Source organism: Rhizobium sp. WW_1 (assembly GCF_003610155.1).
Lineage (GTDB): Bacteria > Pseudomonadota > Alphaproteobacteria > Rhizobiales > Rhizobiaceae > Rhizobium > Rhizobium tropici_A.
On sequence record NZ_RAIN01000025.1, the window covers coordinates 1 to 24526 of the forward strand.

Consider the following 24526-nt stretch of genomic DNA (forward strand, 5'->3'; position numbering starts at 1 on the left):
TCTCATCTTCGCTTCCTTTGATAGAGCTACGATGAGCCGAAAATCCTCTCTTCTCAATTAAACCAATTCTGTCTCAAGGGCGCTGATGTCGGACATTCGACATAGCGGCTACCTTCTCGCGACGTTTCGAATATGCTTTTCGGACGCCGACTGGTTTTGCGTTTAGGAGCCTTGCAGGCAACAGTGATCGGTGCGGAATTTATTTGCATCATCTGAAGCTCCTATTGTTCGTTAGGCGAGGATGCTGGCCATCCTCGGTCAAGCTGAAATCGCGGTCTCAATTGCATGTTCTGTCTTGCAAGGTCTCAAGGCAGATTGGCTTGACTGCGGTGAGCAGGGGCAATGTGCATATCCGCCAAGAGCTTAGCCATGAATGCCAGCTTTGATGCGTTCTGCAGGCCGATGGCTCGGATCGGCCAACCGCAGAGGAGGAGCGGTCGAGATAATTCGACGTCTTCCCCTTTGATGGGAGAAACTTCAGCGATTGAATGCCCCGTTTCTGCTTGCGCGGTAGGTCCAGGAGATCAGACCGTCGCGTAGGCAGCGCCGAGCAGTCCGTTGAGTTGTTGCAACGCGGGAAGCGGGTGGCCGTCATGGTTGGGGATCTCCAGAACCGCGATTTTAGCCTTCATAGCTTGCTGGACGAGGTCAGCCGTATTGCGGCCTCCGGGAAAAGCCATGACCAGTGTCGATCGGCTGTCATTCAGCATGAATTGGCTACGAAGGTGCTCGGCCTTACTGCCGTATAGTTCCCAATTTGGGGGATAGCGGACCACTGGAACGCCTGCTCGACGCGCCCATCCTTCGGCGATGATACCCGTTCCGGTCATATTGCCATGTATGAGAACCGAGATGGGGCTTCTCCAGTGCAAGGCGATAAGCGCCCGCTGTACTAGTTCGGCATCCTCATAGTGACGCCCTCCACAGACTAAAAGACGCATGGTTACTTCTTCTCTGAGCGGGTTGGATTGGTCTTCGATGCGATGTCGTGTTCCCCTAAGCCGCGATAATCGGCTCGGCTTCTTGAATCACAGCTCGCTATTGCGCCGCCTTTTTTGGGCAGCTTCCCGGTGATCCCTGTCACGGCACTCCGTCGCTGCATCTCAGCCCAAACATCTTCAGGCCGAATTCCCAGGCGATGCCAAAGAACAACGAGATGGTAGAGAAGATCTACACTTTCGCTAACCGTCGTATCCGTCCGCTTTCTCACCGCTTCCAGGGCGACTTCCGCCGCCTCCTCGACGACCTTTTGCGATAGTTTACGCAAGCTGGACTGCATCAGATGGGCGGTACGAGGGTTTTGCTTTGATGTTACATGATCCAGGGCGTCATAGAGTTGATCTAGCGCAGGAACGGGAGAAGCCGCTGGGCAAGCGCTGGCGTGGGTTGCCGAGGTAGCGGGTCGCAATGTTAGAATGGCGTTCATGACGCATGTCCTTGTTGATTGATTGTCACTGCGGACGATGACAACAGGTCGTACTCGCTGGCTCATCTGTCGGACAATCGACCGCGAACTGTTCTTGAGCGATCGAGTAGCCTGGCAGCCAACGTGCGACGAGGCGTCCATCCGGCGCCTTGCTCCAGCGCATCTCGAGTTTTGAAGCCGGCGAAGTTTCGGCAGACGACAGCAAATCTCCGGCAAACCGAAGCAGTCTTGGATAAGGACGGGCGAAAATAGGCGATGCGTCTCGCCAATAGGAAGTAAGAAGAGCGGCCACGGCCACCTCCTTCGGTTCAAGCGGTTGCTCAAACCCGGGTGGCCTGTCCAAACAAGCTCAGCAGCGTCGTGCTGGCCCTGTTACGGTATCAGAACCGACCCAGGCGACGAGATAACCCAGCCAAGCATGCATCGTAGGCAGGTTACGCCTACTGTCGCCCTCGGAGGGTTCGTTTCTAGATCGCGGGTTCATTTGATCCCTTGCTGTTAACAATCCTGGTTTGGTCTACAATCAGACTAGACCGCAAGCGGCCGCCGCAACGACTTACGCTGTGCGCCGCCAACATACATATCCCCGTGGGTGTGTTGCAATTATACTGAAGTATCGCGGACGTGGTTGCTGGTGCAGAAAGCTCGCGAAAATTGAAAATTGTTGCATAAGGGTGCCTCGCTGGAAGGGAAGGCTTGATACGCTCAGGCGGGAATTTGTCACCGATCGGGACCACAGAGATCTCAAACGTCTGAAGATGGCAGCCGGCGATAGGACTAACGGGATGATAATGGAGTTTCTGAATTAATTTGTATAAGACAAGCGTCCAATGTCGGCCTTCCGTCTTGCTTGCAGCGTCTGATGTGAACGGTTCAAGAAGCCGGAAAGGCGATACAGGAGGATAGCTCGCCTAACAGCTCTAACCCGCAGTAACTTATGATTGCCGTCGAAGAATTGTCTATTTCGCCCAGCAAAACGTAGCTCCACAATGAGGCCTTGTCTCGCCCCGATAACCAAGCAGCGGTCCATATCTCATCAAGGGCTTGTTTATTGAGTGATCGGAATAGGGGCTGCTTCAGCCTAATCTCCATGTCCTGAACGAGCGCCTCCATAGGATGGCGGCCGGTCTTGCGGGTAGCGGCTGACGGATTTTGGGCTAAGCCAGCGCGGGTTATCGCAGATAGTGAATATGGGGTCGGGAGTGATAAGGAGAGGTTTCGACCCTGGCCTCAACGGAAAATACGTTCCGCAGCAGATCCTCGCTCAAAACCGCTTCCGGTGTGCCGGAGGCGACGATCCTGCCTTGCTGCATGATGATCAATTCGTCGCAGAACATCGCGGCATGGTTGAGATCGTGAAGAGCGATGATGCTGGTGACGGGCAGGCTGGCAACCAGCCGCATCAGGCTGATCTGGTGCTGGATGTCGAGATGGTTGGTGGGCTCATCGAGGATCAGTTCCTTCGGCGCCTGCGCCAGGGCGCGCGCGATATGAGTGCGTTGTTTTTCGCCGCCCGACAGGCTCTGCCATCTATCATTGCGTTTCGCCCGCATGCCGGTGCGTTCTAGGGCGTCTTCGACCGCTGCGTCATCCACTGACGTCCAGCCGGAAAACATCGATCGATGTGGAAACCGGCCGAGCTTTACGACGTCGATGACCCTGAGATTGGCATTGGTGGTGCCGTGTTGCTCCACGAAGGCAACGCGGCTTGCGATTGAGCGACGGGGTATCCGCTGTAGATCTTTCTGTTCGAGGGTGACACGACCGGAATTCGGCCGTTTCAAACCGGCAAGCAGGCGCAGGAGCGAAGTCTTGCCGGAGCCGTTGGGCCCGAGCAGGCCTAGCATCTTGCCAGCCGGCACCTCGAACGAGACCCTGTCAAGTATGATCTTCGCGCCGATTTTCCAGCTTATATCGTCGGCCCTGATGCTCATGATGCCCGCTGGAACCGGTAAAGAATGATCGAGAAGAAGGGAACGCCCACCAACGCCGTGACCACGCCGATCGGCAGAACCTGCTGGGGGACGAGGGCGCGCGAAGCGATATCCGCCAGCACCATGAAAATCGCTCCGACGATGGCGCAGGCCGGCAACAGCCGAATATGGAGCGGCCCGACGAAGAAGCGCGCCGCATGCGGCACGACGAGGCCGACAAAGCCGATCGAACCGACCATACTGACGATCGTTGCCGTCATCATCGCGGTCAGCGCGAAGAGCCCGATCCGCGCCCGCCCGACGTTGACGCCGAGAGACGAGGCGGCCTCATCGCCAAAGGCGAAGGCATCGAGCACGCGTGCATAGAGCAGGCAGGCTGCGAGCCCGAAGCCGACGATGGCCGCCACGAGCATGAATTCCGGCCAGCGAACGCCTCCGAAACTGCCGAGCAGCCAGAACATCACATCCCGCGCCTGCTGTGCGTTTCCGGACGTCGTCACGACATAAGAGGTCGCTGCGTTGAAGAGCTGGGAGGCGGCAACGCCGGCAAGGATCGTGCGATCGGCACCGCCTCGCGTACCGTTTGAAAGCAGAGCGACGAAGAAAAAGGCTGCAAATGCGCCGGCAAAGGCCCCGGCCGAAAGGGAAACTGCGCCGGCACCGATGTTAAGTATGACGACGGCGACTGCGCCCGTCGACGCGCCAGCCGAAATGCCGAGCACATAGGGTTCGGCAAGCGGGTTGCGGAGGAGCGACTGCATGATTGCTCCCGAGAGTGCCAGTCCGGCACCGCAGAAAGCTGCGACCAATGCCCGGCTTAGGCGATAGTCCCAGATCACCGTCTCGTGGATGCGGTTGAGTTCGATTACAGTCCATCCCAGCCTGTTGGTGATGGCATAGAAGGTCGTCGAAAGCGGTATCGGCAGGTCGCCGATACCGACGCTGATACCGATGGTCAGACTGATCGCCGCAAAGGAGGCAAAAAGCAGCAGGCAGATGACGGCCAGCTGCTTCAGAGGTCGATAAGTGTCGGTCACTTCGCGAGACCAAGCGCCTTGAGCTGCTGGGCGACCTGTTCGGCGCCATAGATCGTCCGTATGGTCGGGTTCATGGCCTGTCCGTCCATCACGACAATGGCCTTATTCTTGACGGCGGGGAGCTGGCTGACGGCGGGATCTGTGGTGAGAAACTTGATCTTGGCTTCCGGTTTGTCGAGCTCCCAGCGATTGCGATCGAGGCTGGCAACGACGATGACATCCGGGTTGGCCGCGATGATGCTTTCCCAGCCAAGCGTCGGCCATTCCGCTTCCGCGGTAATCGCATTATGGCCGCCAAGCAGATCGGCGATGAAGCCCGATGCACTGTTCTTGCCGCCGAGATAGGCATCGGAAGAGGGTGACTGGCTGGAAAACCAGAAGACATAGGAGAGCTGCTTGCCGTCCTTTGACACCGTTGAGCGTAGCGCTGCTTCGCGCGCCTTGAAATCTGCAATCAGGGCCTGGCCGCGATCGGGTACATTGAAGATCTGCGAGAGTTCGTCGATCTCCTTGTAGAGGAGGTCCATATTCCAAAGCTGGGAGCGGCTGCCATACTGGTCCTTGACCACGGCGGTGCTGAGGCAAGTGCTCGGCGACAGATAGGTGGGGATGCCGAGCTTTTCAAAGTCCTCGCGCTTGGCGACCTTGCTGCTCGGCCCCATCAGGCTCGGCAGTGCGGCAGCGACGAAGTCGGGGTTTTGCGAAAGAACCGATTCAAAGGTCGGGAATTCGACGGTCAGCAGCTTGACCTTGGCGTTGGCCTCGGCGAGCTGCGGCAAAACCTTGCTCGGCCAAAACGCAGTGCCGGCCATCTTGTCCTCGAGACCGAGCAAAAGGAGGATCTCGGCGCTATTCTGTCCGAGCCCGATTGCGCGCTCCGGAGCCTTCTGGAAGGTGACCTTACTGCCGCAATTGTCGATGGTAAGAGGATAACTGGTCGAAGCGGCAGAGGCAGCCGTTGTGGCAAAGCCGAGTGCTGCGCAAACAGCTGAAATGGCCAAAACTGATTTCAATATGGTCACGGAAAATATCCTGGTGGTTCAGTGAATTCCATCGCATTAAAGCGTCTGCGGCCGTATAGCCTTGCTAGTCCGTCAAAAACAAGAGAAATAAAGTCATATTATATGACGACTTGAAAATGACGTGAAGAAGTCGCAGCAGCAGCTACTTCTTCAGCCAACATCATGTGCGAAATTCCGTGGCCCGTGGAATCACGTCACATTCCGCTCCTGTGTAGAAGCGTCCTTTTCAATCGGTGAATATGTCCGGCGCCGATGCCGCAGCAGCCGCCGACCATCGTCGCGCCAGCGTCAACCCAAGAGCAGGCGAAGCGCGAATAGGCGTCGTCGTTCAGATCCTCTCGGGTTGCGTGAAGGCCCTCGTTGGCGGCCGACTCGCCTTGTTCGCCTTCGAACGCATTGGCATAGACGCCGATCTGCAAGTTATTGCCGCTGCGCTTGAAAACGTCAGCTGCGGCATTGACGGCCTCGCGCATGACTTCCGGCTTACTGCAGTTGAACAGGAGTGCGCTCGCACCCGACGAGGCGGCCCATTGCGCCGCATCCTCTACGGCTTCGCCGGAGCGAAGCCTGGGCGAAGCGCCATTCTTTTGTGCGGCATCATCCGCCAGCGTGAAGGAGATCCAGAGCGGCTTGCCGGTTTCAGCGACTGCGGTGCGAACCGCCTCTGCCTCCGCGATCAGGCTGAGGGTTTCACCAAGCCAGACGTCGACGTGAGGATCAAGGTTTTCGACCAGGACCTTGAGATAATCCTGTACTCGTGAGGGATCGAAATTCTGCGGCTCATAGGAGCCGAAGATCGGGGGCAGCGAACCGGCGACCAAGATCTTTCGATCCCCGCAGGCGTCCGCGGCATTGCGCGCCAGCTGTCCCGAAAGGGCGATGAGATCGGCTCCTTCTTTCCAGAAACGCTCCTCGCCAATGTGGAAAGGGACGAGCGCGTAGCTGTTCGTTGTGATGACGTCCGAGCCGGCGGCGATGAATTCGTCATGGACCTGCCGGACGATCTCCGGCGAATTGACGAGCGCGAGCGCCGACCATTCCGGCTGCTTCAGTTCCGCGCCGAGACGCAGCAGTTCGCGGCTCATGCCGCCATCGAGGATCAAGAGTCTGCTCATGAATGGAATCTCCAGAATGGCTCGGATCTGCGGAGAGGTTTGTTCTCTCCTTCGTGCCGTGGGTTAGCGCCGCACCGGCACCTGAGCTTCGAGAAAACGGAAGCTTCGCGCGATGATGGCTGTAAGGATGAGATAGAAAACGGTGACAACGATCAGCGGTTCGTAGACGAGCAGCGTGTCCTGGCGAACTTTGGTGGCAACGGCGTAGAGATCCATGACCGTCACGGTGAAGGCGAGCGGCGTTGCCTTCAACTGCATGACGATTTCGCCGCCGATCGTCGGCAATGCGATGCGAATGGCGCGGGGCAGCCAGATGCGCCGGGTCAGCGTGAGGGGGCGCATGCCGAATGCGCGGCCCGCTTCCAGCTCGCCTTTCGGGACGGCAAGCAAGGCGCCGCGCAGAACCTCCGCTTCGTAGGCCGCATAATTCAGCGTGAAGCTGACGGCCGCAAAGAAGAAGCCTTCGCGCAGGACAGGCCAGAACAGGCTCTGCCGGATTCCCGGGATCATCGGCAGAAGGGAACCGACACCGTAGTAAAGCAGCCAGAGTTGTATCAGCAGCGGCGTGCCGCGAAAGAAGGTGCAGTAGCCGCGGGCAAGGGTTCGAAGAAGCGGGCCGCCACTGACCTGGGAAAAGGCAAGGCCGATTGCGATGACGAAGCCGAAGACGACGGAGATCGCAAGCAGCGACAGCGTCTGCACGGCTCCCGTCAACAGCAACGGCCAATAAGATGATATCCATGAGAAGGTCATGCCGGCACTCCTCACGCGGGCTTCGGTTGGCCGCGCCGCACCCGCCGCTCGACCAGATTGAACAGGGCATTCGAGACGAGGGTGAGGGTGAGATAGATGAGGGCGGATGCCAGGAAAAAGATGAAGTAGTGCTTGGTGCTCGCACCGGCGAGACGTGTGGCGAGAGCCAGTTCCTGATAGCCGACCACCGCGACGAGAGCGCTGTCCTTCGTGACCGACATCCACAGATTGGCAAGGCCCGGCAGCGCGTTCGGCAGCAAGGCAGGCAGGATGATGCGGCGGAAACGCAGGCGCGGCCCCATGCCGAAGGCCTTTGCCGCCTCGATCTGTCCGACGGGGATCGCAAGGATCGCGCCGCGCAGCACTTCCGTCATATAGGCGCCCTGCACGAAGCCGAGCACGGCGACCGCCACAGCAAAGCCGTTCAATTCGAAGGCGGGCAGATTGAGCATGACCAGGAGCCGATTGAGGCCATCCATCCCGGCATAATAGAGCCCGACGATCAGGATCAGCTCGGGAACGGCGCGAATGGCGGTCGTATAGAGCTCGAGTAGGAGGCGGAGCGGCCTTATGTCGGAAAGCTTGCCCAAGGCACCTCCGGTACCAAGGAGAAGGCCTATCAGAAACGCGCCGGCGGAGATGGCGACCGTAGAGACGGCACCGGTCAGGAGCACGCCACCCCATCCGGGTGGATAGGGGGAGAGCAGGTCCAGAATGCCTTGTTGGGAAGTCGCCATCGCCGCGATCGTTTACTTGGCGCCGTAGATGTCGAAATCGAAGTATTTCTTGCTGATTTCGTCGTATTTGCCGCTAGCGCGAACCGCGGCGATCGCGGCGTTGAGCTTTGCCTTGAGCGCGGTGTCTTCCTTGCGAAGGCCGCCGGAAACGCCGGCTCCGAGGATTTCCTTGTCGTCGGCTACGTCACCCATCTTGGCGCAGCAATCCTTGCCGCCATCGCTCTTCAGGAAGGCGTCGAGAGCAAGGGAATCGCCAAAGACATAGTCGATGCGACCGGCGGCAAGATCCTGAAATGCTTCGTCGAGCGTCTGGTAGGTCTTTTCTTCCGCGACCTTGGCAAAGTATTTCTTGTAATATTCCGACTGGATGGTCGACACCTGAATGCCGATGGTCTTGCCCTTGACGTCGTCTGCGGTTGCGCCTGGCCTCTGGTCCTTCGGACCGATCAGCGTGCTGGGCGTGTTGTAATATTTGTCGGTGAAATCGATGACCTTCGAGCGCTCGGCGGTATTCGACATCGATGACCAGATGACATCGAACTTCTTGCTCTGGAGAGCCGGGATAAGGCCATCCCAGGAAAGCTCAACGATCGAGCACTTCTCCTTCATCTCATCACAGACAGCGTTCATCATGTCGATTTCCCAGCCCTGCCATTTGCCGGAAGCGTCCTTGGCAAAGAATGGCGGATAGGATTCATTCATGATGCCGAAGCGAATTTCCGCATGGGCTGTCATGGAGGAGAGCGTAAGGGCAAGTCCGGCAAGCAAGGTGGACATAAGTCTCATGTAAGGGATTCTCCTAACGGTATTGTCTACGAGTGGGTATGGATCAGGCCGGCAGCAGGCCGGTGAATTCGCGGCAGCGGGCGCTGAGCGGGGCGTCGAAGACCTGCGCGGGCGGCCCTTCCTCCTCGATGCCTCCCTGATGCAGGAAAAGGACGTGGTTCGAGACATCGCGGGCAAAGCGCATCTCATGCGTGACCAGCAGCATGGTTCGGCCCTCCTCGGCGAGGTCACGGATGACCTTGAGGACTTCGCCGACCAGCTCGGGATCAAGTGCCGATGTCGGCTCGTCGAAGAGCATCACGGCGGGGTCGATGCAAAGTGCGCGAGCGATCGCTGCTCTTTGCTGCTGACCACCGGAGAGAAAGGCCGGATAGATGTCTCGCTTGTCGTAGAGCCCGACTTTGTTGAGAAGTGCCTCAGCCTTCTCGATCGCCTCGTGACGGGGAATGCCCAAGACATGCACCGGGGCCTCGATGATGTTTTCGAGGACGGTCATGTGGGCCCAGAGATTGAAGCTCTGGAATACCATGCCCAGCCCGCTGCGGATGCGCTCGATCTGCCGCCAGCTTTTCGGCTGCATCTGTCCATGACGTCCCCGCCTCAGGGCGACTTCCTCGCCATTGACGACGATGCGGCCGCGATCAGGCATCTCGAGCAGGTTTATGCACCGCAGAAACGTGCTTTTCCCGGAGCCGGACGAGCCGATGATGGAAATCACGTCCCCTTGATTGGCGGTGGTTGAAACGCCCTTGAGGACCTGATGTGACCCAAAGCTCTTGTGGAGATCTTCCACACAAAGCGCCTGGGAGGACAGCGCTGTCATATATAATTCCGATGAAAAACAATTTGCGGAGAATATCGCGAAGGTGAGCCGAATTTGCGCGCAATTTCAGATCATTTTGCACAAAAGATGCAAAAATATATTCCATACGCCTCTTTTGTGATAGAAAGGAGATGTCGTCAGGTGATTTCACCGGCCGGTCGAAGGAGTGGGAATGGAAAACCTGGATCGTTTTGATCGCGATATTCTCGATATCGTCCAGCGCAATTGCCAACTCACGGCCGAAGCCATCGCCGAGGAGGTCGGCCTTTCGACCTCCGCCGTGCAGCGGCGCGTGAAACGGCTGCGCGAGGATGGCATCATCAAGGCGGAAATTGCGGTCATCGACCGCAAGGCGAGCGGGACGCCGATGGTATTCATCGTCGGCATGGAGATCGAACGCGACAATTACGATGCGCTTGCCAAGTTTCGCGTTTGGGCGGAAAAGCAGGATCATGTCCAGCAGGTCTATTATGTCACGGGCGCAGTCGACCTCATTGCGATCGTAACCGCGCGGGATGTCGAACATTACGATGACATCGCCGCCGTGATCATGGCCGAGAATCCACAGATCCGGCGCATGCATACGAATGTGGTGCTGCGCGACGTCAAGCTTGGACTATTCGTGCCGCTGGCAGACGGGAACGATAGGAGTCGGTAAGGCGCCTGTCGCGGATCGCGCTCATGCTAATGATAAGTAGAGAAATAATTGACGGGCACGTCGCGCCCGTCTGCCATTCCTATGGGCGAAAGCGAAAGGGCGCTATCCCTTGGACATGTCCAGGGGTGGCATTACATCCGCGTTCAACGGGCTGACATAGGGGGTGCGGGCTGTCTGTTCGGACAAGGCGGCTTTTGCACTTTCCATCAGTATTGGATCGGTTATCGCAGCAAGTCCCGTTGCCGCCATTGCCTTTGCGGCATGCACCATCGCTTTATGCGCGGCCGGCATCTTGCCCTGAGTCACCACCTGCCACGTATGAAACGGCGTACCGATCGCAACCGTCGGCGCGTGAACCTGAACCGTCGGGACGACCCAGCTGACATCACCAATGTCCGTCGATCCGATCAATGGCTTGCGGTTCGTGTCTTGCGGCGTCAGGAAGGTCGCGAGCGGCTCGTCAGTTGCCGGCATTCCGATAGCCCGATATACAGCCGCGATATCGGCATCGGACAATGTGTCCTGAATTTTCCTCGCAAATGCCCGGTCTCCGTCGTCGAAAGACGGTACACCCAGTTCGTCCATCGCATTGTAAAGAGCCTGTTCGAGCGGTTTGTTGCCCAAGGTGTTGGAGACTGCGCTGACGATCTTCATCTCGACGCTGGTCTCGGTCATCAGGGCGGCTCCCTGGGCAATCTTGTGGACCCGTTGAACCAACTCGAGCATGTCCTGCAGTTCCATCGCGCGTATCGAGTAGCGGACGCGCGCATTGGCCTGGACTACGTTGGGAGCGATGCCGCCAGCGTCCAGTATGGCCGAATGAACGCGGGCATCGGAAGGCATATGTTCGCGCATGTAGTTCACGCCGACGCTCATCAGTTCGACGGCATCCAATGCGCTACGACCCAGATGCGGGGTGGCTGCTGCATGTGAGGCCCGCCCTTTAAAGATGAAATCGGCGCGCGTATTGGCCAATGACAATGGTGGCGCCACCTCCCAGAAGCTGTATGGATGCCAGGAGATAGCCACATCGACATCATCGAAAGCGCCCTCGCGCACCATGAAGGCCTTGGCCGCGCCGCCTTCCTCCGCCGGGCATCCATAGTAGCGCACGCGGGCCGTAATACCTTTTTCCTTCAAGAAGGCGGCCAACCCGACCGCTGCGAGCATGGCGCCGGAACCGAGCAGGTTATGACCGCAACCATGACCGTGTCCACCTGCCTCGACAGGCTTGTGCTCGGCAATTCCCGCCTCCTGGCTGAGGCCAGGCAACGCATCATATTCTCCGAGGAATGCAATGACAGGCCCGCTCTCGCCAATTTCTCCGACGAGGGATGTTGGAATTCCGGCCAAGCCTTCTTTCACGCGAAAGCCTTGATGCAGGAGCTCGGCCTTGTGTTCCGCGGCGGAACGCAGCTCGGTATAGCAAACCTCCGGCATCCCCCAAACGCGATCACTCAATTCGATGAGCCGCTGTTTGGCTCCATCGATTTTCGACCAAAGCTCCTGACGGTCATTCACACTCATTTGCAGCTCCGATTTTGTCAGTCCTCCGGATTGCCTGGCATCACGAAGGTACAGTTCGCGTAGCATCTTATGCTCGCGAGATTTTCGACATGCAATCGTTTTGAGCCGCTGGCTCCGGGCGGGTGGTGAGAATGCTTCCGTGGCAAAGGCCCCCTGGTTGCGAGATGCCGGCTTTCTCGACCGATCGGGTTTACCTTGCCAGACGCCGTCAATATCGAGCAAGCCGCGACGCAGTCTGCGGAGATGCGCATCGCCCAATCGCGAGTTCTTCACGTCATCGAGGGGCGTTGAGACAAGCGGGGCCGCACACATTGTTTCGGGTGCTCGCAACAATGCATCGCGTGAAGGCAAGTCGGTGGCGCTTTACAAAACGAACTAGTTCGTACATTATTGACAGTGAGGAGTGACGGGTGCTGCATCGTGCGGCATCGATGACTGTCGGGATGATCACGGATGCCTTGTAAGCGGGTGCAGGCGGAGGCCGGACGCATCTGGTTTCGGCACTCCTTTGACATTCGAATGCTCTGGGGAGGAATGACCATGAAAACACAAATCGAACATAAGACACCCAAGCGCGCGGCTCTTGCGAGCTGGTTGGGAAGTGCCGTCGAGTATTATGATTTCTTCGTATACGGCACGGCGGCGGCGCTCATTTTCCCAAAAATCTTCTTTTCGGCGGAAGACCCGCAAACGGCGGCGATCGCCTCCTTCGCGACCTTTGGCGTTGCCTATATCATGCGGCCGCTGGGCGCCGTCGTTCTCGGCCATGTCGGCGACAAGTTCGGCCGCAAGAAGGTGCTGACCTTCACGCTGCTTCTCATGGGATTTTCGACCTTCATCATCGGTTGCCTGCCGACCTATGATCAGGCCGGCATTCTGGCGCCGATCCTCCTGGTTCTGGCGCGATTGCTGCAGGGCATCTCGGCGGCCGGCGAGCAGGCCGGAGCTAGCTCGATGACGCTGGAGCATGCGCCTGAAAATCGGCGCGCCTTTTTTACCAGCTTCACATTGAGCGGGACGCAGGCGGGGCTGATCCTCGCAACATTGGTCTTCATCCCGCTTGGAAAGCTCGATGAAGCCGCGTTGATGTCGTGGGGCTGGCGCATTCCGTTCTTTCTGAGCTTTGTGGTTGTCATTGTCGGGTTCTGGGTTCGCCGCACGCTCGCCGAGACACCGGCTTTCCTGGAGGAGACAAAGAAGGGCGAGGTGGCAAAACTGCCGCTCGTCTCGCTTCTCACCAATTACTGGGCCGATGTCCTGCGCATCATCTTTGCAGCGTTGATTTCGGTTGTCAGCACGATCTTCAGCGTTTTCACGCTGTCCTATGCCGTCAACACCATGCACATCGATCGCTCGACGATGCTGACCGTTCTGGTGCTTGCCAATATCGTGGCGCTCGGCGCCATCCCGGCATGGGCGATCCTTGCGGATCGCATCGGCCGCAAGCCTGTGTTCATCTTCGGCGCCATCGGCTGCGCCGTGCTGATCTGGCCCTATATCTGGGCCATCAGCCAGAATAACCTCTTGCTCGTCTTCGTCCTCGGCATTCTGCTCTCGGGCGTGGTCTACAGCGCATCGAACGGCATCTGGCCGGCACTCTATGCGGAAATGTTCGATACCCGCGTGCGCCTGTCCGGCATGGCGGTAGGCACCCAGATCGGCTTTGCGCTGGGTGGTTTCGCACCGACGATCAGTGCGGCCGTGATGGGCACCGGCCCTATGGGATGGGTGCCGGTTGCCGTGTTTACCTCGATCACAGCCCTGATTGCTGCAGTTTCTGCGGCAACCGCAACGGAGACATACCAGACGCCGATCGATCGACTCGGCAGGGATGAGCGACGCTTGGCGGCGTCTGTTCGCCACGCTGATCGGACGGTCTAGCTGTCGCGTCTGATCTTGATGTCGATAACATGTCGTGATCGCGGATGAGTTTGTTGAAAATCGCCAAGTGGATGGGATAAAACGATGAAAGCCTCGATTGCGACTGTTTCGATCAGCGGCGACCTCAAGGAAAAGCTTCAGGCCATCGCCAATGCAGGCTTCGATGGCGTCGAGATCTTCGAGAATGATTTCCTCGCCTTTGATGAATCGCCGCGTCAGGTGGGTCGGATGGTCAGGGATCATGGGCTGGAGATCACGCTCTTTCAGCCCTTCCGGGACTTCGAAGGCATGCCTGAACCCTTGCGCGGTCGGACCTTCGATCGCGCCGAACGCAAGTTCGACCTGATGCAGGAGATGGGGACCGATCTCGTTCTCGTTTGTTCGAATGTTTCGGCCGTGGCGATGGGCGGGATCGACCGTGCCGCGGCCGATTTCTTCGAGCTCGGCGAAAGAGCGGCCCGGCGCGGCCTGCGTGTGGGCTATGAGGCGCTTGCCTGGGGACGACACATTCACGATCATCGCGACGCCTGGGAAATCGTCCGCCGTGCCGATCACCCGAATATCGGCCTCATTCTCGACAGCTTTCATACGCTTTCGCGCAAGATCGACGTCAATTCGATCCGGTCTATCCCGAAAGAGAAGATCTTCATCATCCAGCTTGCAGATGCTCCGTTGATCGACATGGACCTCCTCTATTGGAGCCGCCATTTCCGCAACATGCCGGGGGAGGGCGATCTTCCCATGCTCGAATTCATGAAGGCCGTGGCGGCGACCGGTTACGACGGCTATCTGTCGCTGGAGATTTTCAACGACCAGTTTCGTGGCGGCTCGCCGACCGCGATTGCCGTCGATGGCAGGCGTTCACTCATTTATCTCGGCGATCAGGTGCGTCGCGCGGAAAGCAGCAGCCTTACCTTACCGCCTATGCCTGCCCGCGCAGAAGTGGACGGTATTGCCTTCGTCGAATTTTCCGTCGACGAGGCGGAAACATCCGTTCTTTCCGATCGGTTGCGGTCCTTGGGCTTTCGCCATGTCTGGCGTCATAAGAGCAAGCGTGTCGATGTCTTCCGGCAAGGTGACATCAATCTCGTCGTTAATACCGATCCGGATGGGTTTGCGGCTGCCGCCTATGCTTTGCATGGGCAATCGGCCTATGCGATGGGATTATGGGTGGATGATGCCGAAGCGGCGGTTGCGCGGGCCGTGGCGCTCGGGGCTGAACGCTTTGAGCAAGCGCTCAATCCCGGCGAGATCGAAATGCCTGGTGTCAGGGGCGTTGGCGGCGGCATTCTGTATTTCCTAGATCATAAGAGCGCGCTCGCACGCATATGGGAGATAGAATTCGATCCGGTCAACGACGATGCAGATCTGCAGCTCGTCGCACTGACGGGCATAGATCACGTCGCGCAGACGATGAGATATGAGGAGTTGCTGACCTGGCTACTCTTCTACACGTCGATCTTGAACACGCATAAGACGCCGATGGTCGACATTATCGATCCCGCCGGTGTCGTTCGCAGCCAGGTCGTTGAAAGCGAAAGCGGCAGCTTGCGTATAACGCTGAACGGTGCGGAAAACCGCAATACCCTGGCCGGGCATTTCATCGCCGAGACTTTCGGCTCCGGCATTCAGCACTTGGCCTTTGCGACCGATGACATCTTTGCGGCTGCGTCCGCCTTGTCGGCGAACGGCTTCGCCACTTTGATGATCTCACCCAACTATTACGACGATCTGGAGGCGAGATTCGGCCTTGAGCCAGCATTCACGGATCGCCTGAAGGCGCACAACATTCTTTATGATCGCGACGACCATGGCGAATATTTCCAGCTTTACAGCCCGACCTACGGGGAAGGCTTCTTCTTTGAAATTGTCCAGCGCAGCGGCTATCGCGGCTATGGTGCGTCCAACGCCATCTTTCGCATAGCGGCGCTGCGACGGCATCTTAGGCCGATTGGCCTGCCGAAACTTTAGGCCCTCCCCATTGGCGTGAAGCCTGTGTTAAAGCTTTGATCTTCAATATTGGGTACGGACAGACCCAGGAAGACGGGCAAGGCATGACCAAAGCGCAAGCGGCAAAGATCGAGCGTCTTACGCGTAAGAACGATCCAGACGCGACCAAGGAAAATATTCTCAAAATCGCCACCGAGGAATTTGTCGCAGCCGGGTTTTCCGGTGCGCGCGTGGACGAGATTGCCGAACGTACCAAGACGTCGAAGCGGATGATCTACTATTATTTCGGCAGCAAGGAGGGGCTCTATCTTGCCGTTCTTGAGCAAGCCTATACGAAGATCCGCACGCTTGAGAGCGAGCTCGCCCTTGAAAACATGCCGCCCATTCAGGCGATGGCGCAATTGATCGCCAGTACCTTCGATCATGACGATCAAAACCCGGATTTCGTCCGCCTGGTCAGCATCGAGAACATCCATCGTGCCGAGAATATGAAACGTTCGGTTGTCCTGTCGCAGATGAACATCGCAGTCATCGACATCATCAAGGAAATCCTCGAACGAGGTTATGCCGATGGCAGCTTTGTGCGTCAGGTCGACCCGGTCGACCTACACATGATGATCAGCGCTCAGTGCTTCTTTCGCGTTTCCAACCGGCACACCTTCGGCGCGATCTTCGAGCGCGACCTTTCTTCAGAGGAATTGAAGAAGCGGCACAAGTCTTTGATAGTCGACGCCATTCTCGCCTTTCTAAGAAGCCCGCCATCCGAGATGCTCTGATCTTCCGTAAGACCCTCTGAATGTCGGCGGCGATTTGCGGTGGTACGAAAGCACGCTCCATATTGACTTTACGTACTAGTTAGTACATTCTTTTTGAAGGTCTGCGGCGTGGCTTTGTTTTGCCGCTCGGGAGGAAAAATTGAACACTCAAGCCGCCATTGTTCCTCGTCAACTTCATGTCGGATTGATCGGCGCGGGCATAGGCCGTTCGCTGACGCCGGCCATGCATATGCGTGAAGGCGAACACTGCGGGCTGTCTTATCGCTACGATCTTATCGATCTGGAGGTTCGAGGTCTTTCCGCGTTGGACCTTCCGGCTCTTGTCGATGAAGCCGAGACGCGGGGTTTTGCCGGCCTCAATATCACTCACCCCTGCAAGCAGGCGGCTGTTGCGCTGGTGGACGAGCTGTCGCCTGATGCGCAAACGCTGCGCTCGATCAATACAATCGTTTTTCAAGGGAAGCGCAGGATCGGCCACAATACCGATTGGTGGGGGTTTGCTGAAAGCTTCCGGCGCGGCTTGCCGGCTGTTTCGCTTGATCATGTCGTGCAACTGGGAGCCGGTGGCGCCGGCGTTGCCGTTGCCCATGCGGTGGCTGAGATGGGCGCGCAATCTATAGAGATATTCGACCTCGACTCCACGCGCGCCGAGGCGCTCGTCGATCAACTTCAACCGGCACACGGCTCCTGTCATTTCTCTATTGGTCATGATCTTGCGGCAGCGCTCGATGCGGCTGACGGTCTGGTGCACGCAACGCCGACCGGTATGGCTGCACATCCAGGGCTCCCACTCGATGCGCAACTTCTATCTGATCGCCTCTGGGTCGCCGAAATCGTCTATTTCCCGATCGAGACCGAATTGGTGAAACTTGCGAAGGCAAGAGGATGCCGCGTTCTCGATGGCGGCGGCATGGCGGTGTTTCAGGCGGTGAAGGCTTTCGAACTATTCACCGGCATCCGGCCGACGGCCGAGCGTATGATGCAACACTTCAATTCACTGCGTTCCTAGGCGCCGGACTGTGATTGAATAACCCAAGCTTCGGCACCGAACTCTATCCTCGGTGCCTGATATGTCATGGGCAGCGTCAGACCGGTTGCTCGATCACCATTACGTCGAAGCCAGTGAGTTCAGCCGAACCCTATAGCGCTATGCCGGTTAGCAGGTCGATACCTGTGCAGGCAGATTGACGATCCTTATTTCATGCTCCGTATTGAGCGCGGAGAACAGCTTGATGCCACTACCTTCGCGCAATGATACCCCAAATCATCAGTCCGATCCTGTACCAGCGGCAGCGCAACACCATCGCCGACACGAAGCTCGCAAACGACCTCTCTAAGCGGCGCAGTCGACGAGGCTTGTATCAATCGCGCTAAGGTCGGACAGCCCGTCACGATCGCGAGCGACGCGTTTTCGAGCAGAACGATTATGTGTCAATCGGCAAGGCGTTATCACACCACCCGGACTACAAGCCGTTGAAACTATGTTGGTGGTGGGGCGTCGTACGACGAAGCCGATTCACAAGCACGGATAAATGCGTGACGAGCGTAGGATGCGCTCGGACATTTTCCGGCAGCAAGGCCCGCCACTTGCTTGCTTACGTCGAATCTGGCCTTCTCGGCTTTGTCAAAGCAACGACCGGCCGGTGACGAGGGTTGTCAGCCGGCCGGTCCTGATCACAGGATTGGCGCTCCTGCCTGATCGCTTTGCAGATCAGAACTTGTAGCTTGCGCCGAGTACGACCTTGCTCTGCGTGGCGCTGAAATCGCCGATTTCAGAGCCGAAGTCTTTCTTGCCGAAATCCGAGTAGCGATATTCGCCACGCACAAGAATAGTGTCGGTAATGGCATGTTCGAGACCACCGCCGGCGGTCCAGCCGATGAGGATATCGTCCTTCTTGCCGACGCCGGCGATATTTACCTTTCCACCGGCCGCAGCAACGCCGGCTGTCGCGAAGATGAGCGTTCGGTCGAGTGCGTAACCGACACGCGCCCGCCCGGACGCGTCCCATTCCAGATTTGCTTCTTTCTTATTCTCGAAATTATAGTTGAAGTCGTTCTCGATGCCGTAGACGATGTTTCCCGACTGGAAATTATAGCCTGCATGTATGCCGGCCGCCCCGCTGTTGATATTCTTGTCCGATCCGAGATAGCTGCCCTGGTTCCAGGCATAGCCTCCTTGCGCGCCAATATAGAAGCCGGACCAGTTAAACGAGGAGGGGATTTTTTCAACGACCGGCGGTGCCGGTTCTTGATAGGTCAGGTCGGCGCAAAGGGCCGGCACTGCGGATGAAAGGGCAATAGCGGCAATCGCCAACAGTCTGATCTGCATAGTTGTTCCTTGTGGTTCATGTGTGTTGGAATCAAGTCAGCTGATCGGTTCGAACCCGATCCGCTTGCGACGTCGACCATGGCAGACGTCGGTGTTGCATGGTGTGTTTTCAGATTGCGATTTGTTGCGAGCGTGCCAATGTCGCATGCGTCGAAAGCGACGCACAATTGGCGGAGTCCTGCCTGGTGAGATGCCGCTCGACGGGGTGATCGGCGGCGAAGGCATATGTGACTTGTTACCAAGTTCAGGGGATTACGTTTGCGAGCTTTGCGGCCCTTGTTCGCGTACGATTGGGGGCGGTAGACGCATGATTATTGTAAGCCCATGCGGATTGCTGTTCCGAAGCTCGAATGTGCCGCCGTGGCCTTTGGTGACGATACCCCGAGCGATCGATAAGCCGAGCCCAAAACCGCCACCGCTTGTTGCGGATCTTGCTTTGTCCATCTTGAAGAACGGTTCCAAGACCCTGGACTTCAATTCTTCGCTGATGCCGGGGCCGTCGTCGGCCACTGAAATGATGATGGCGCCGTCCGGTGCCTGCTCAAGCTGTATCGCGATGTGAGACGCGTGTCGTGATGCATTGTCGATAAGATTTGAGACCACGCGCGATATGGCGCGGGGCTTGCAGTCGTAGATGAGCCGTCTCGGTCCCGTGAACTCGACCTCGACGCCGACATCCAGATAATCGGACGTCACCGTCTGCAGAAGGCTCGACAATTCGACCTTCTTGGTCGCTTCCAGGGTTCCATCCAGATAGGCAAGGCTCTCGTCGATCATCCCGCCGAGAATCTCGATATCCTTGAGCATTTTCTGACGCAGATCATCGTCTTCGCAGCGCTCGGCGCGCATGCGCAGCCGGGTCAGTGGCGTACGCAGGTCATGGCTGATCGACGTCAACATGGCGGTACGCCCATCCATAAGCTCCCGGACACGGCTTCTCATCACATTCAACGATCCTGCGAGGCTGCGCAATTCCGCCGTTCCATCGGACCGAAAAGGTTCGTCGAGGGCTTCATCTAGGGCAATGCGCTCTGCTGCGGCGGCAAATCTGACAATCGGGCGGCCTATGAGCCAGGCACTGATGAACGCAAGGACAACTGCGGGCACAACAATAAGCACCATGGTGCCGATGACGGCAGGGAGTACCCATCTTGAGGCGGCAAACAACGGAAGCTGGAAGGCCAGTCCCCGATCTCTGGAAACGGCAACGATCAGCTTGGCCCCATTCCGCACGCGGAAGAAATCGCCTGGCTCAAGGAAAAGATTGGGATCGAGGCGCTTGCGGATCGCGTCGGGTAGTTCAGCCTTTAGGAGCGGATCGTTGCGAAGCTGGTCAACACTTGCGCGCTCCACGTCGAGGCCACTGGCCTTGGCTTTGGCGACGACTTCATCCTCCTGGGCGCTGGTCTTTGCGTCGCGGAAGGCATCGACGACCAAGTCGATGCGCGCAGCAAGCCGACCGATCTCGATTCCCTTATCAAATCGTCCACGGAACAATGGCTCAGTGATTGCGCCGATCGAGGTCACGACGATAGCAAGAGCAATGGTCAGGACTGCGACCTGTGTTCGCACCGACGCTTGCAGGAATGCCTTCACGGCAGCTCTTCCACTTTTGCAGCGAACATGTAGCCGCCAAGTCTCACCGTCTTGATAAAGGAGGGCTCCTTGAGGTTCGGTTCGATCTTCTGGCGCAGGCGGCTTATATGGGCGTCAACGCTGCGCTCTATGGGGCCTGCCGAACCGGCGTGGGTCATCGCAAGCAGCTGTTCACGCGCGAGGATTCTGTTCGGATTCCGGCAGAAGGCCAGAAGAAGATCGAATTCAGCTGTTGTCATGAGAACCTCGGCGCCCTCCGGGTCGAGCACCTGTCTTGCCTTGGGGTCGATGATCCAGTCTGCGAATGTTAGCCGGGTGTTCGGGTCACCCGCGTCCGGTGTGTTTCCGTAGGAGGCCCTGCGTAGCAACGCCTTGACCCGTGCGATCAATTCGCGAGAGTTGAACGGCTTCGTCACATAGTCGTCAGCACCAAGCTCGAGGCCGATGATCCGATCGACATCCTCGCGAAGCGCAGTCAGCATCAAGATCGGCATTGGTCCTGCGGCGCGCAGGCGCCGGCATATGCTGAAACCGTCTTCACCAGGAAGCATCCCATCAAGTATGACCAGATCGAAGCGGCGTTGTCTGAGGGCTTTGTCCATGGCGCCACCGCTACCAACCGGCATCGCCTCAAAGCCGTTGTCACGAGCGAGCTCGACGAGCATCAAAGCAATTTCTACATCGTCTTCGACGATGAGAATGTGCGGACAGGCGGCGATCGCCCCACCTTGAATGGCCATGCCTGCGTCCTTTTGAGCTGTTGACGTTACGCCCAATTCTAACCTGCCCTTCATCTGCGGTACACGGCCTCGATCATGCGCAAGGCACAATCGAAACGCCGATATCAAAGGACAGTATGAAGTTGTGTGTGATTATATTGCAATATGTTGCGTCTTGTCGCTTACGGCGCGCGATGTGTTGGCATCACTCGCAACAAAAAGACATAAAACCGAACACACCGAAAGGCGTGCGAGGGCTAGCGTTCGTCATCAGCGTGATGAGGAAAATTGCAATGTCTCTCGAAATTACGGATACGAAAATACTCGTGTTTCTGCCGCCACCAGCTGCGGAGAAGGTCGTCGGCCACCTGTCGGGGCTTGGCTATGCCGCGATCGCCGCGTCGACATTCGCCGAAGCATTCGATGCGCTTCGATCGAACGAATTCTCCTTTGCAATCGCTACACGCCCGGACATCAGCCTTCTCAGACATATCCGCACGATACCCGTCATCAATATGGAAATTTTCTTCCATGCCGATCCCGCCTTCAAGACCATCGAGGCTGCGCCAAGGCACTTCGACAGCAAGGCATTCATGGCGCGTGTCGAGTTCCTGAGCCGTCCAGTTTCGTCGCGATTGAATGGCCATGAGGCCGACGGCGTTAAGGGGCTCCCTCCGGGCGATGACAGGATGACGTCGCGATGGTGGAACAAGGCCGCGACGTTTTGGCGGTTACGCCCAAAGCGCAAGGCCCAGTTCGATGTCCAGGGCTGACGAGCGGGCAGCGTCATGTTGGGGCGGAACTGGACACGCTCTCGCGGCAATCCGCGAGATGCTATCCCGCAGCAGCATCCAATCCGGATCTGTTGCCAGAGCAACAAGCAACTCGACTTGGATCGGGCTCTGCGAAATGCTGTTACACTGCCGGAGCTGCTGTTTCTTGGAGCAGGTCTGATGGCGTTCTGGTTGATGAATGCCGCATCGGTCGCGGGCTATGTCCTGTTGAGCCTCTTCGTCTTGATTACACTCGTACGTGCTCTTAGAAGCGCCATCGGCTCTCTTGCCGCGCAGTTGCCGCGGCGATCACAGCTTCGACGTTACCTTCTGTTTGGGACGTCGGCTGTGTTCTTCTGCCTTCTTGCGATGCGGGGCTGTTATATTGCCGCCGTGATTGTCGACACCCAGTTTCGTGCCGATCCGCTCAGGGCCGAGTCCTATTGACAAGGAAGGGCCAGCCTCGACATGCGACGGCGCCGAAGCTGCGCTGCAACATTTCGGAACAAATCCGAAAGAGGGACGAGCAAGCCAGCATTCCCGCCGAGATGAGAGGCTCATCCGATCCGCTCTGTAAGGCGATTTGCCTGCGGACAAGGGATGATAGCGGCGAGGCGGAGATTCTCCCTGTTGGCAACCTTAGCGATGGTTGTAGTGGCGTTCCAAACAGGCACATCGAAGCTGGTGAGGCCGCCCCGTCAGGCTGCACAGAGAGACTTTCGAGGAGGCAGGTGTCATCGGGCAGGGCCCAGCCGGGAGTGTCGGGATAGTCTCCGATGGCATGGTGAAATACGGGCGCTATCGGGTTTGTGACATCGCGGCCTATCTCCTGAGCGTCGAAGAGATGGCTCTCGAATTCCCCGAAAGGAGTAGTTGGAAACGGGGGTGTTTGCCAGCTGCCATGGCGAGCCGGAGATCTCCAAGGGAGCCATGCGCCAGGTTTTCGACACAGTGTTTGCCCCAAGCGCCCGCCGTGGGAAGCCTTCGATCTGCTTTAGTGCAATTCATCACCTTTTAAGGCCACTCTGGTGCGGAACAATAGACCAAGATGGTCCGGTCGCCTTCGTCGCGGGTCGATCCAAATTTGACGTGACGATCCGCTCGATTTTTGCGGCGGGATCGGATGCTCTCGGGCGGGATCAGTCATGCTCGTGGACCACGCCCATGATCTCCCCTTGCCGCGATACGCTGACGAGGAGGTTGTCGTCATCCCGGCGCGCATGCACAAGGAAACGGGGACCGACATCATCGACAGACCTGACCTCGTATCCCCGCCTTTCCAGGAGACGGATGGCGTCTCGTGGCCCGAAATTATCCTCCCACTCGCCATTAACCTCGTGGCGCTGGTTCCATCTGTGCAGGAACCGGCGTTCATCGCTTGCCGAATTCGACGTGTAAGATTGCTCCTGATCATCATTGAGGACGACTTGCGCTCTTGCATCGGTCACGGCAGTCAGGTTCAGGGCAAGAAGACATGCCGCCAACACAACATGTGCTTTCATCGTTTTTTCCTTTTCGATATGTGGTTGAAAGTCGACGACCTCGATCGTTGGAGGATACAAATTCAAAGATTGCCGTGTATTGTGACTTGTGAAGAAATATGAACGTGCATCATCCGTTGGCCGATAACCTCGAAGCCCCGCTGTCTGCCGGCGAAAATATGATTGCGACGAGGTGCGCGAGAATGGTCAGGCGTTGAGCGGCCCCGCAGGCGATGAGCTCGATTGGTGGGTTTCGAGCCGACAGAAGACCAAGGCGCAACTCCGGGCGCAGTCTCTACTTTCGAGGGTGACAAAGAACGCGCCGATGGCTGTCACTAAACTGTCAGAGGTCGTACTTATTGTCGTGATATGAAGTTTGCAGGTGCGATTTCGATGCGTTCTTCGTGTTCTCTTCCAGTATTTTTCTCTTGACCTGTAATGATAGCGATTGCGTGTCACTGTAATAGTCAGCCGCTTGCGTAGATTCTGGCTGGCATAGGCAAGATCGTCGATACGCATATGCTTTTAACCGCGCGAGGTCGCGAGGCTTGAAGGCTCGAAAATCCCTTGAAATGTGGTAGTTTTACTTGGATGGGTTAGGCTCAGGGGTTCACATGAAATTCGAAGCTGAAATTGACGACGCGCAGATCGATGCACTCGTCGCCTCCATCGGCGATCAGTTGAAGGGCGATCCTACCAAGCGAACGCTGCTGGCGGCCTTCGCCTTGGAACAGGTGCTTGGTTGGATGTCCGGCCGCGCTGTTCACCAGTCACTGACCGAGCAGCATACGGATTGGCTGACCGAGCTTTTACCGATCTTCTATCCCGACGATATTCCCTCGACCGTAAGGATCTTCAACAACTTCAAGGTTCCTTACGGTCGAGCCGCCTATATCTCGCGCGTGCTGCTCGAAAAGCAGCAGACGTCCTGGCGGCAAAAGGGCAGGGCAAACCTTTTGGCAGCTCTGAAGCTCAAGCAGGCCGAAGCACAAGGCAATATCGGCAAGGGCGATGCGTTGAAATATGTGCCTGTCTCGCTGGACAATATCAGCTATCGCGAGTTGACGGTCATTGTCGAAGAGCTGTTCCGCGACGACCCAACCCTGGCGCCGCCCGTCAACAAATCGGTGTCGCCGGGGCGTCGTACAATCGACATCCCCTCTCAACTTTTTCCGAAGCTCATCGCCAAGCTGGGAGCCTAGA

23 protein-coding genes are annotated in these 24526 nt (G+C 57.5%); 8 read left to right on the top strand and 15 right to left on the bottom strand.

Features of this window, described 5'->3' with window-relative positions; translation table 11 throughout:
- Positions 1-524: 524 nt before the first annotated feature.
- The 10 genes from BJ928_RS34985 to BJ928_RS35035 form a co-directional block, all read right to left on the bottom strand.
- The gene (locus BJ928_RS34985; RefSeq protein ID WP_063769482.1) at positions 525-941 is read right to left on the bottom strand and encodes a DUF2493 domain-containing protein; all 417 of its coding nucleotides are present in this window, start codon (positions 939-941) and stop codon (positions 525-527) included.
- Positions 942-943: 2 nt separating this feature from the next.
- The gene (gene hisE / locus BJ928_RS34990; RefSeq protein WP_183079500.1) at positions 944-1426 is read right to left on the bottom strand and encodes a phosphoribosyl-ATP diphosphatase; all 483 of its coding nucleotides are present in this window, start codon (positions 1424-1426) and stop codon (positions 944-946) included.
- A gap of 1172 nt (positions 1427-2598) precedes the next feature.
- Positions 2599-3360, bottom strand: coding sequence for an ABC transporter ATP-binding protein (locus tag BJ928_RS35000; protein ID WP_047636209.1), 762 nt, complete (start codon positions 3358-3360; stop codon positions 2599-2601).
- On the bottom strand, positions 3357-4397 hold the full coding sequence (locus tag BJ928_RS35005) for an iron chelate uptake ABC transporter family permease subunit (RefSeq protein WP_047636208.1): 1041 nt from the start codon (positions 4395-4397) through the stop codon (positions 3357-3359). The genes BJ928_RS35000 and BJ928_RS35005 overlap by 4 nt, the downstream gene beginning before the upstream one ends.
- Positions 4394-5419, bottom strand: coding sequence for an ABC transporter substrate-binding protein (locus tag BJ928_RS35010; RefSeq protein WP_047636207.1), 1026 nt, complete (start codon positions 5417-5419; stop codon positions 4394-4396). Before BJ928_RS35010 ends, BJ928_RS35005 begins: the two co-directional genes overlap by 4 nt.
- A gap of 194 nt (positions 5420-5613) precedes the next feature.
- Positions 5614-6534 (bottom strand): homocysteine S-methyltransferase family protein, encoded by a 921-nt coding sequence (locus tag BJ928_RS35015; RefSeq protein ID WP_047636206.1) that lies wholly within the window; start codon positions 6532-6534, stop codon positions 5614-5616.
- Positions 6535-6597: 63 nt separating this feature from the next.
- Positions 6598-7287, bottom strand: a complete 690-nt coding sequence (locus tag BJ928_RS35020; protein ID WP_047636205.1) for an ABC transporter permease — start codon at positions 7285-7287, stop codon at positions 6598-6600.
- 11 nt (positions 7288-7298) lie between these two features.
- Complete coding sequence (locus BJ928_RS35025; protein ID WP_047636204.1) at positions 7299-8024, bottom strand: ABC transporter permease subunit; 726 nt, start codon at positions 8022-8024, stop codon at positions 7299-7301.
- Between the two features lie 12 nt (positions 8025-8036).
- On the bottom strand, positions 8037-8810 hold the full coding sequence (locus tag BJ928_RS35030) for a transporter substrate-binding domain-containing protein (protein WP_047636203.1): 774 nt from the start codon (positions 8808-8810) through the stop codon (positions 8037-8039).
- A gap of 43 nt (positions 8811-8853) precedes the next feature.
- Positions 8854-9633, bottom strand: coding sequence for an ATP-binding cassette domain-containing protein (locus BJ928_RS35035; RefSeq protein WP_047636202.1), 780 nt, complete (start codon positions 9631-9633; stop codon positions 8854-8856).
- Positions 9634-9805: 172 nt separating this feature from the next.
- On the opposite strand from BJ928_RS35035, the gene BJ928_RS35040 reads away from it, so the two are divergent.
- A complete protein-coding gene (locus BJ928_RS35040) occupies positions 9806-10291 on the top strand; it encodes an Lrp/AsnC family transcriptional regulator (protein WP_047636201.1) in 486 nt (161 codons plus the stop codon).
- A 102-nt stretch (positions 10292-10393) separates the two neighbouring features.
- Here BJ928_RS35040 and BJ928_RS35045 read toward each other — a convergent pair whose 3' ends face one another.
- Positions 10394-11812, bottom strand: coding sequence for a M20 family metallopeptidase (locus BJ928_RS35045; protein WP_047636227.1), 1419 nt, complete (start codon positions 11810-11812; stop codon positions 10394-10396).
- 540 nt (positions 11813-12352) lie between these two features.
- Here BJ928_RS35045 and BJ928_RS35050 point away from each other — a divergent pair.
- The 4 genes from BJ928_RS35050 (at position 12353) to BJ928_RS35065 (ending at position 17434) form a co-directional block, all read left to right on the top strand.
- Positions 12353-13699, top strand: coding sequence for an MFS transporter (locus tag BJ928_RS35050; protein WP_047636200.1), 1347 nt, complete (start codon positions 12353-12355; stop codon positions 13697-13699).
- Positions 13700-13783: 84 nt separating this feature from the next.
- On the top strand, positions 13784-15670 hold the full coding sequence (locus tag BJ928_RS35055; RefSeq protein ID WP_047636199.1) for a sugar phosphate isomerase/epimerase and 4-hydroxyphenylpyruvate domain-containing protein: 1887 nt from the start codon (positions 13784-13786) through the stop codon (positions 15668-15670).
- Between the two features lie 83 nt (positions 15671-15753).
- Positions 15754-16425: a TetR family transcriptional regulator gene (locus BJ928_RS35060; protein WP_047636198.1), complete on the top strand. Its 672-nt coding sequence runs from the start codon at positions 15754-15756 to the stop codon at positions 16423-16425.
- Between the two features lie 139 nt (positions 16426-16564).
- Entirely contained in the window at positions 16565-17434 is an 870-nt protein-coding gene (locus BJ928_RS35065) for a shikimate dehydrogenase (protein ID WP_047636197.1), read from the top strand.
- A gap of 702 nt (positions 17435-18136) precedes the next feature.
- Here BJ928_RS35065 and BJ928_RS35070 read toward each other — a convergent pair.
- The 3 genes from BJ928_RS35070 to BJ928_RS35080 all read right to left on the bottom strand — a co-directional run bounded on the left by BJ928_RS35070 (position 18137) and on the right by BJ928_RS35080 (position 21090).
- On the bottom strand, positions 18137-18754 hold the full coding sequence (locus BJ928_RS35070) for an outer membrane protein (RefSeq protein ID WP_047636196.1): 618 nt from the start codon (positions 18752-18754) through the stop codon (positions 18137-18139).
- 252 nt (positions 18755-19006) lie between these two features.
- Positions 19007-20350: an ATP-binding protein gene (locus BJ928_RS35075; protein WP_047636195.1), complete on the bottom strand. Its 1344-nt coding sequence runs from the start codon at positions 20348-20350 to the stop codon at positions 19007-19009.
- On the bottom strand, positions 20347-21090 hold the full coding sequence (locus BJ928_RS35080; RefSeq protein WP_047636194.1) for a response regulator transcription factor: 744 nt from the start codon (positions 21088-21090) through the stop codon (positions 20347-20349). The genes BJ928_RS35075 and BJ928_RS35080 overlap by 4 nt, the downstream gene beginning before the upstream one ends.
- 272 nt (positions 21091-21362) lie before the next feature.
- Here BJ928_RS35080 and BJ928_RS35085 point away from each other — a divergent pair, with 272 nt between their 5' ends.
- Together BJ928_RS35085 and BJ928_RS35090 are read left to right on the top strand one after the other, a co-directional pair.
- Entirely contained in the window at positions 21363-21842 is a 480-nt protein-coding gene (locus tag BJ928_RS35085) for a hypothetical protein (protein ID WP_047636193.1), read from the top strand.
- Positions 21843-22022: 180 nt separating this feature from the next.
- Positions 22023-22289 (top strand): hypothetical protein, encoded by a 267-nt coding sequence (locus BJ928_RS35090; RefSeq protein ID WP_047636192.1) that lies wholly within the window; start codon positions 22023-22025, stop codon positions 22287-22289.
- Positions 22290-22981: 692 nt separating this feature from the next.
- Here the strand turns inward: BJ928_RS35090 and BJ928_RS35095 are convergent.
- On the bottom strand, positions 22982-23344 hold the full coding sequence (locus BJ928_RS35095; protein WP_082012010.1) for a hypothetical protein: 363 nt from the start codon (positions 23342-23344) through the stop codon (positions 22982-22984).
- Between the two features lie 593 nt (positions 23345-23937).
- On the opposite strand from BJ928_RS35095, the gene BJ928_RS35105 reads away from it, so the two are divergent.
- Complete coding sequence (locus BJ928_RS35105) at positions 23938-24525, top strand: hypothetical protein (protein ID WP_047636189.1); 588 nt, start codon at positions 23938-23940, stop codon at positions 24523-24525.
- Position 24526: the final 1 nt, after the last annotated feature.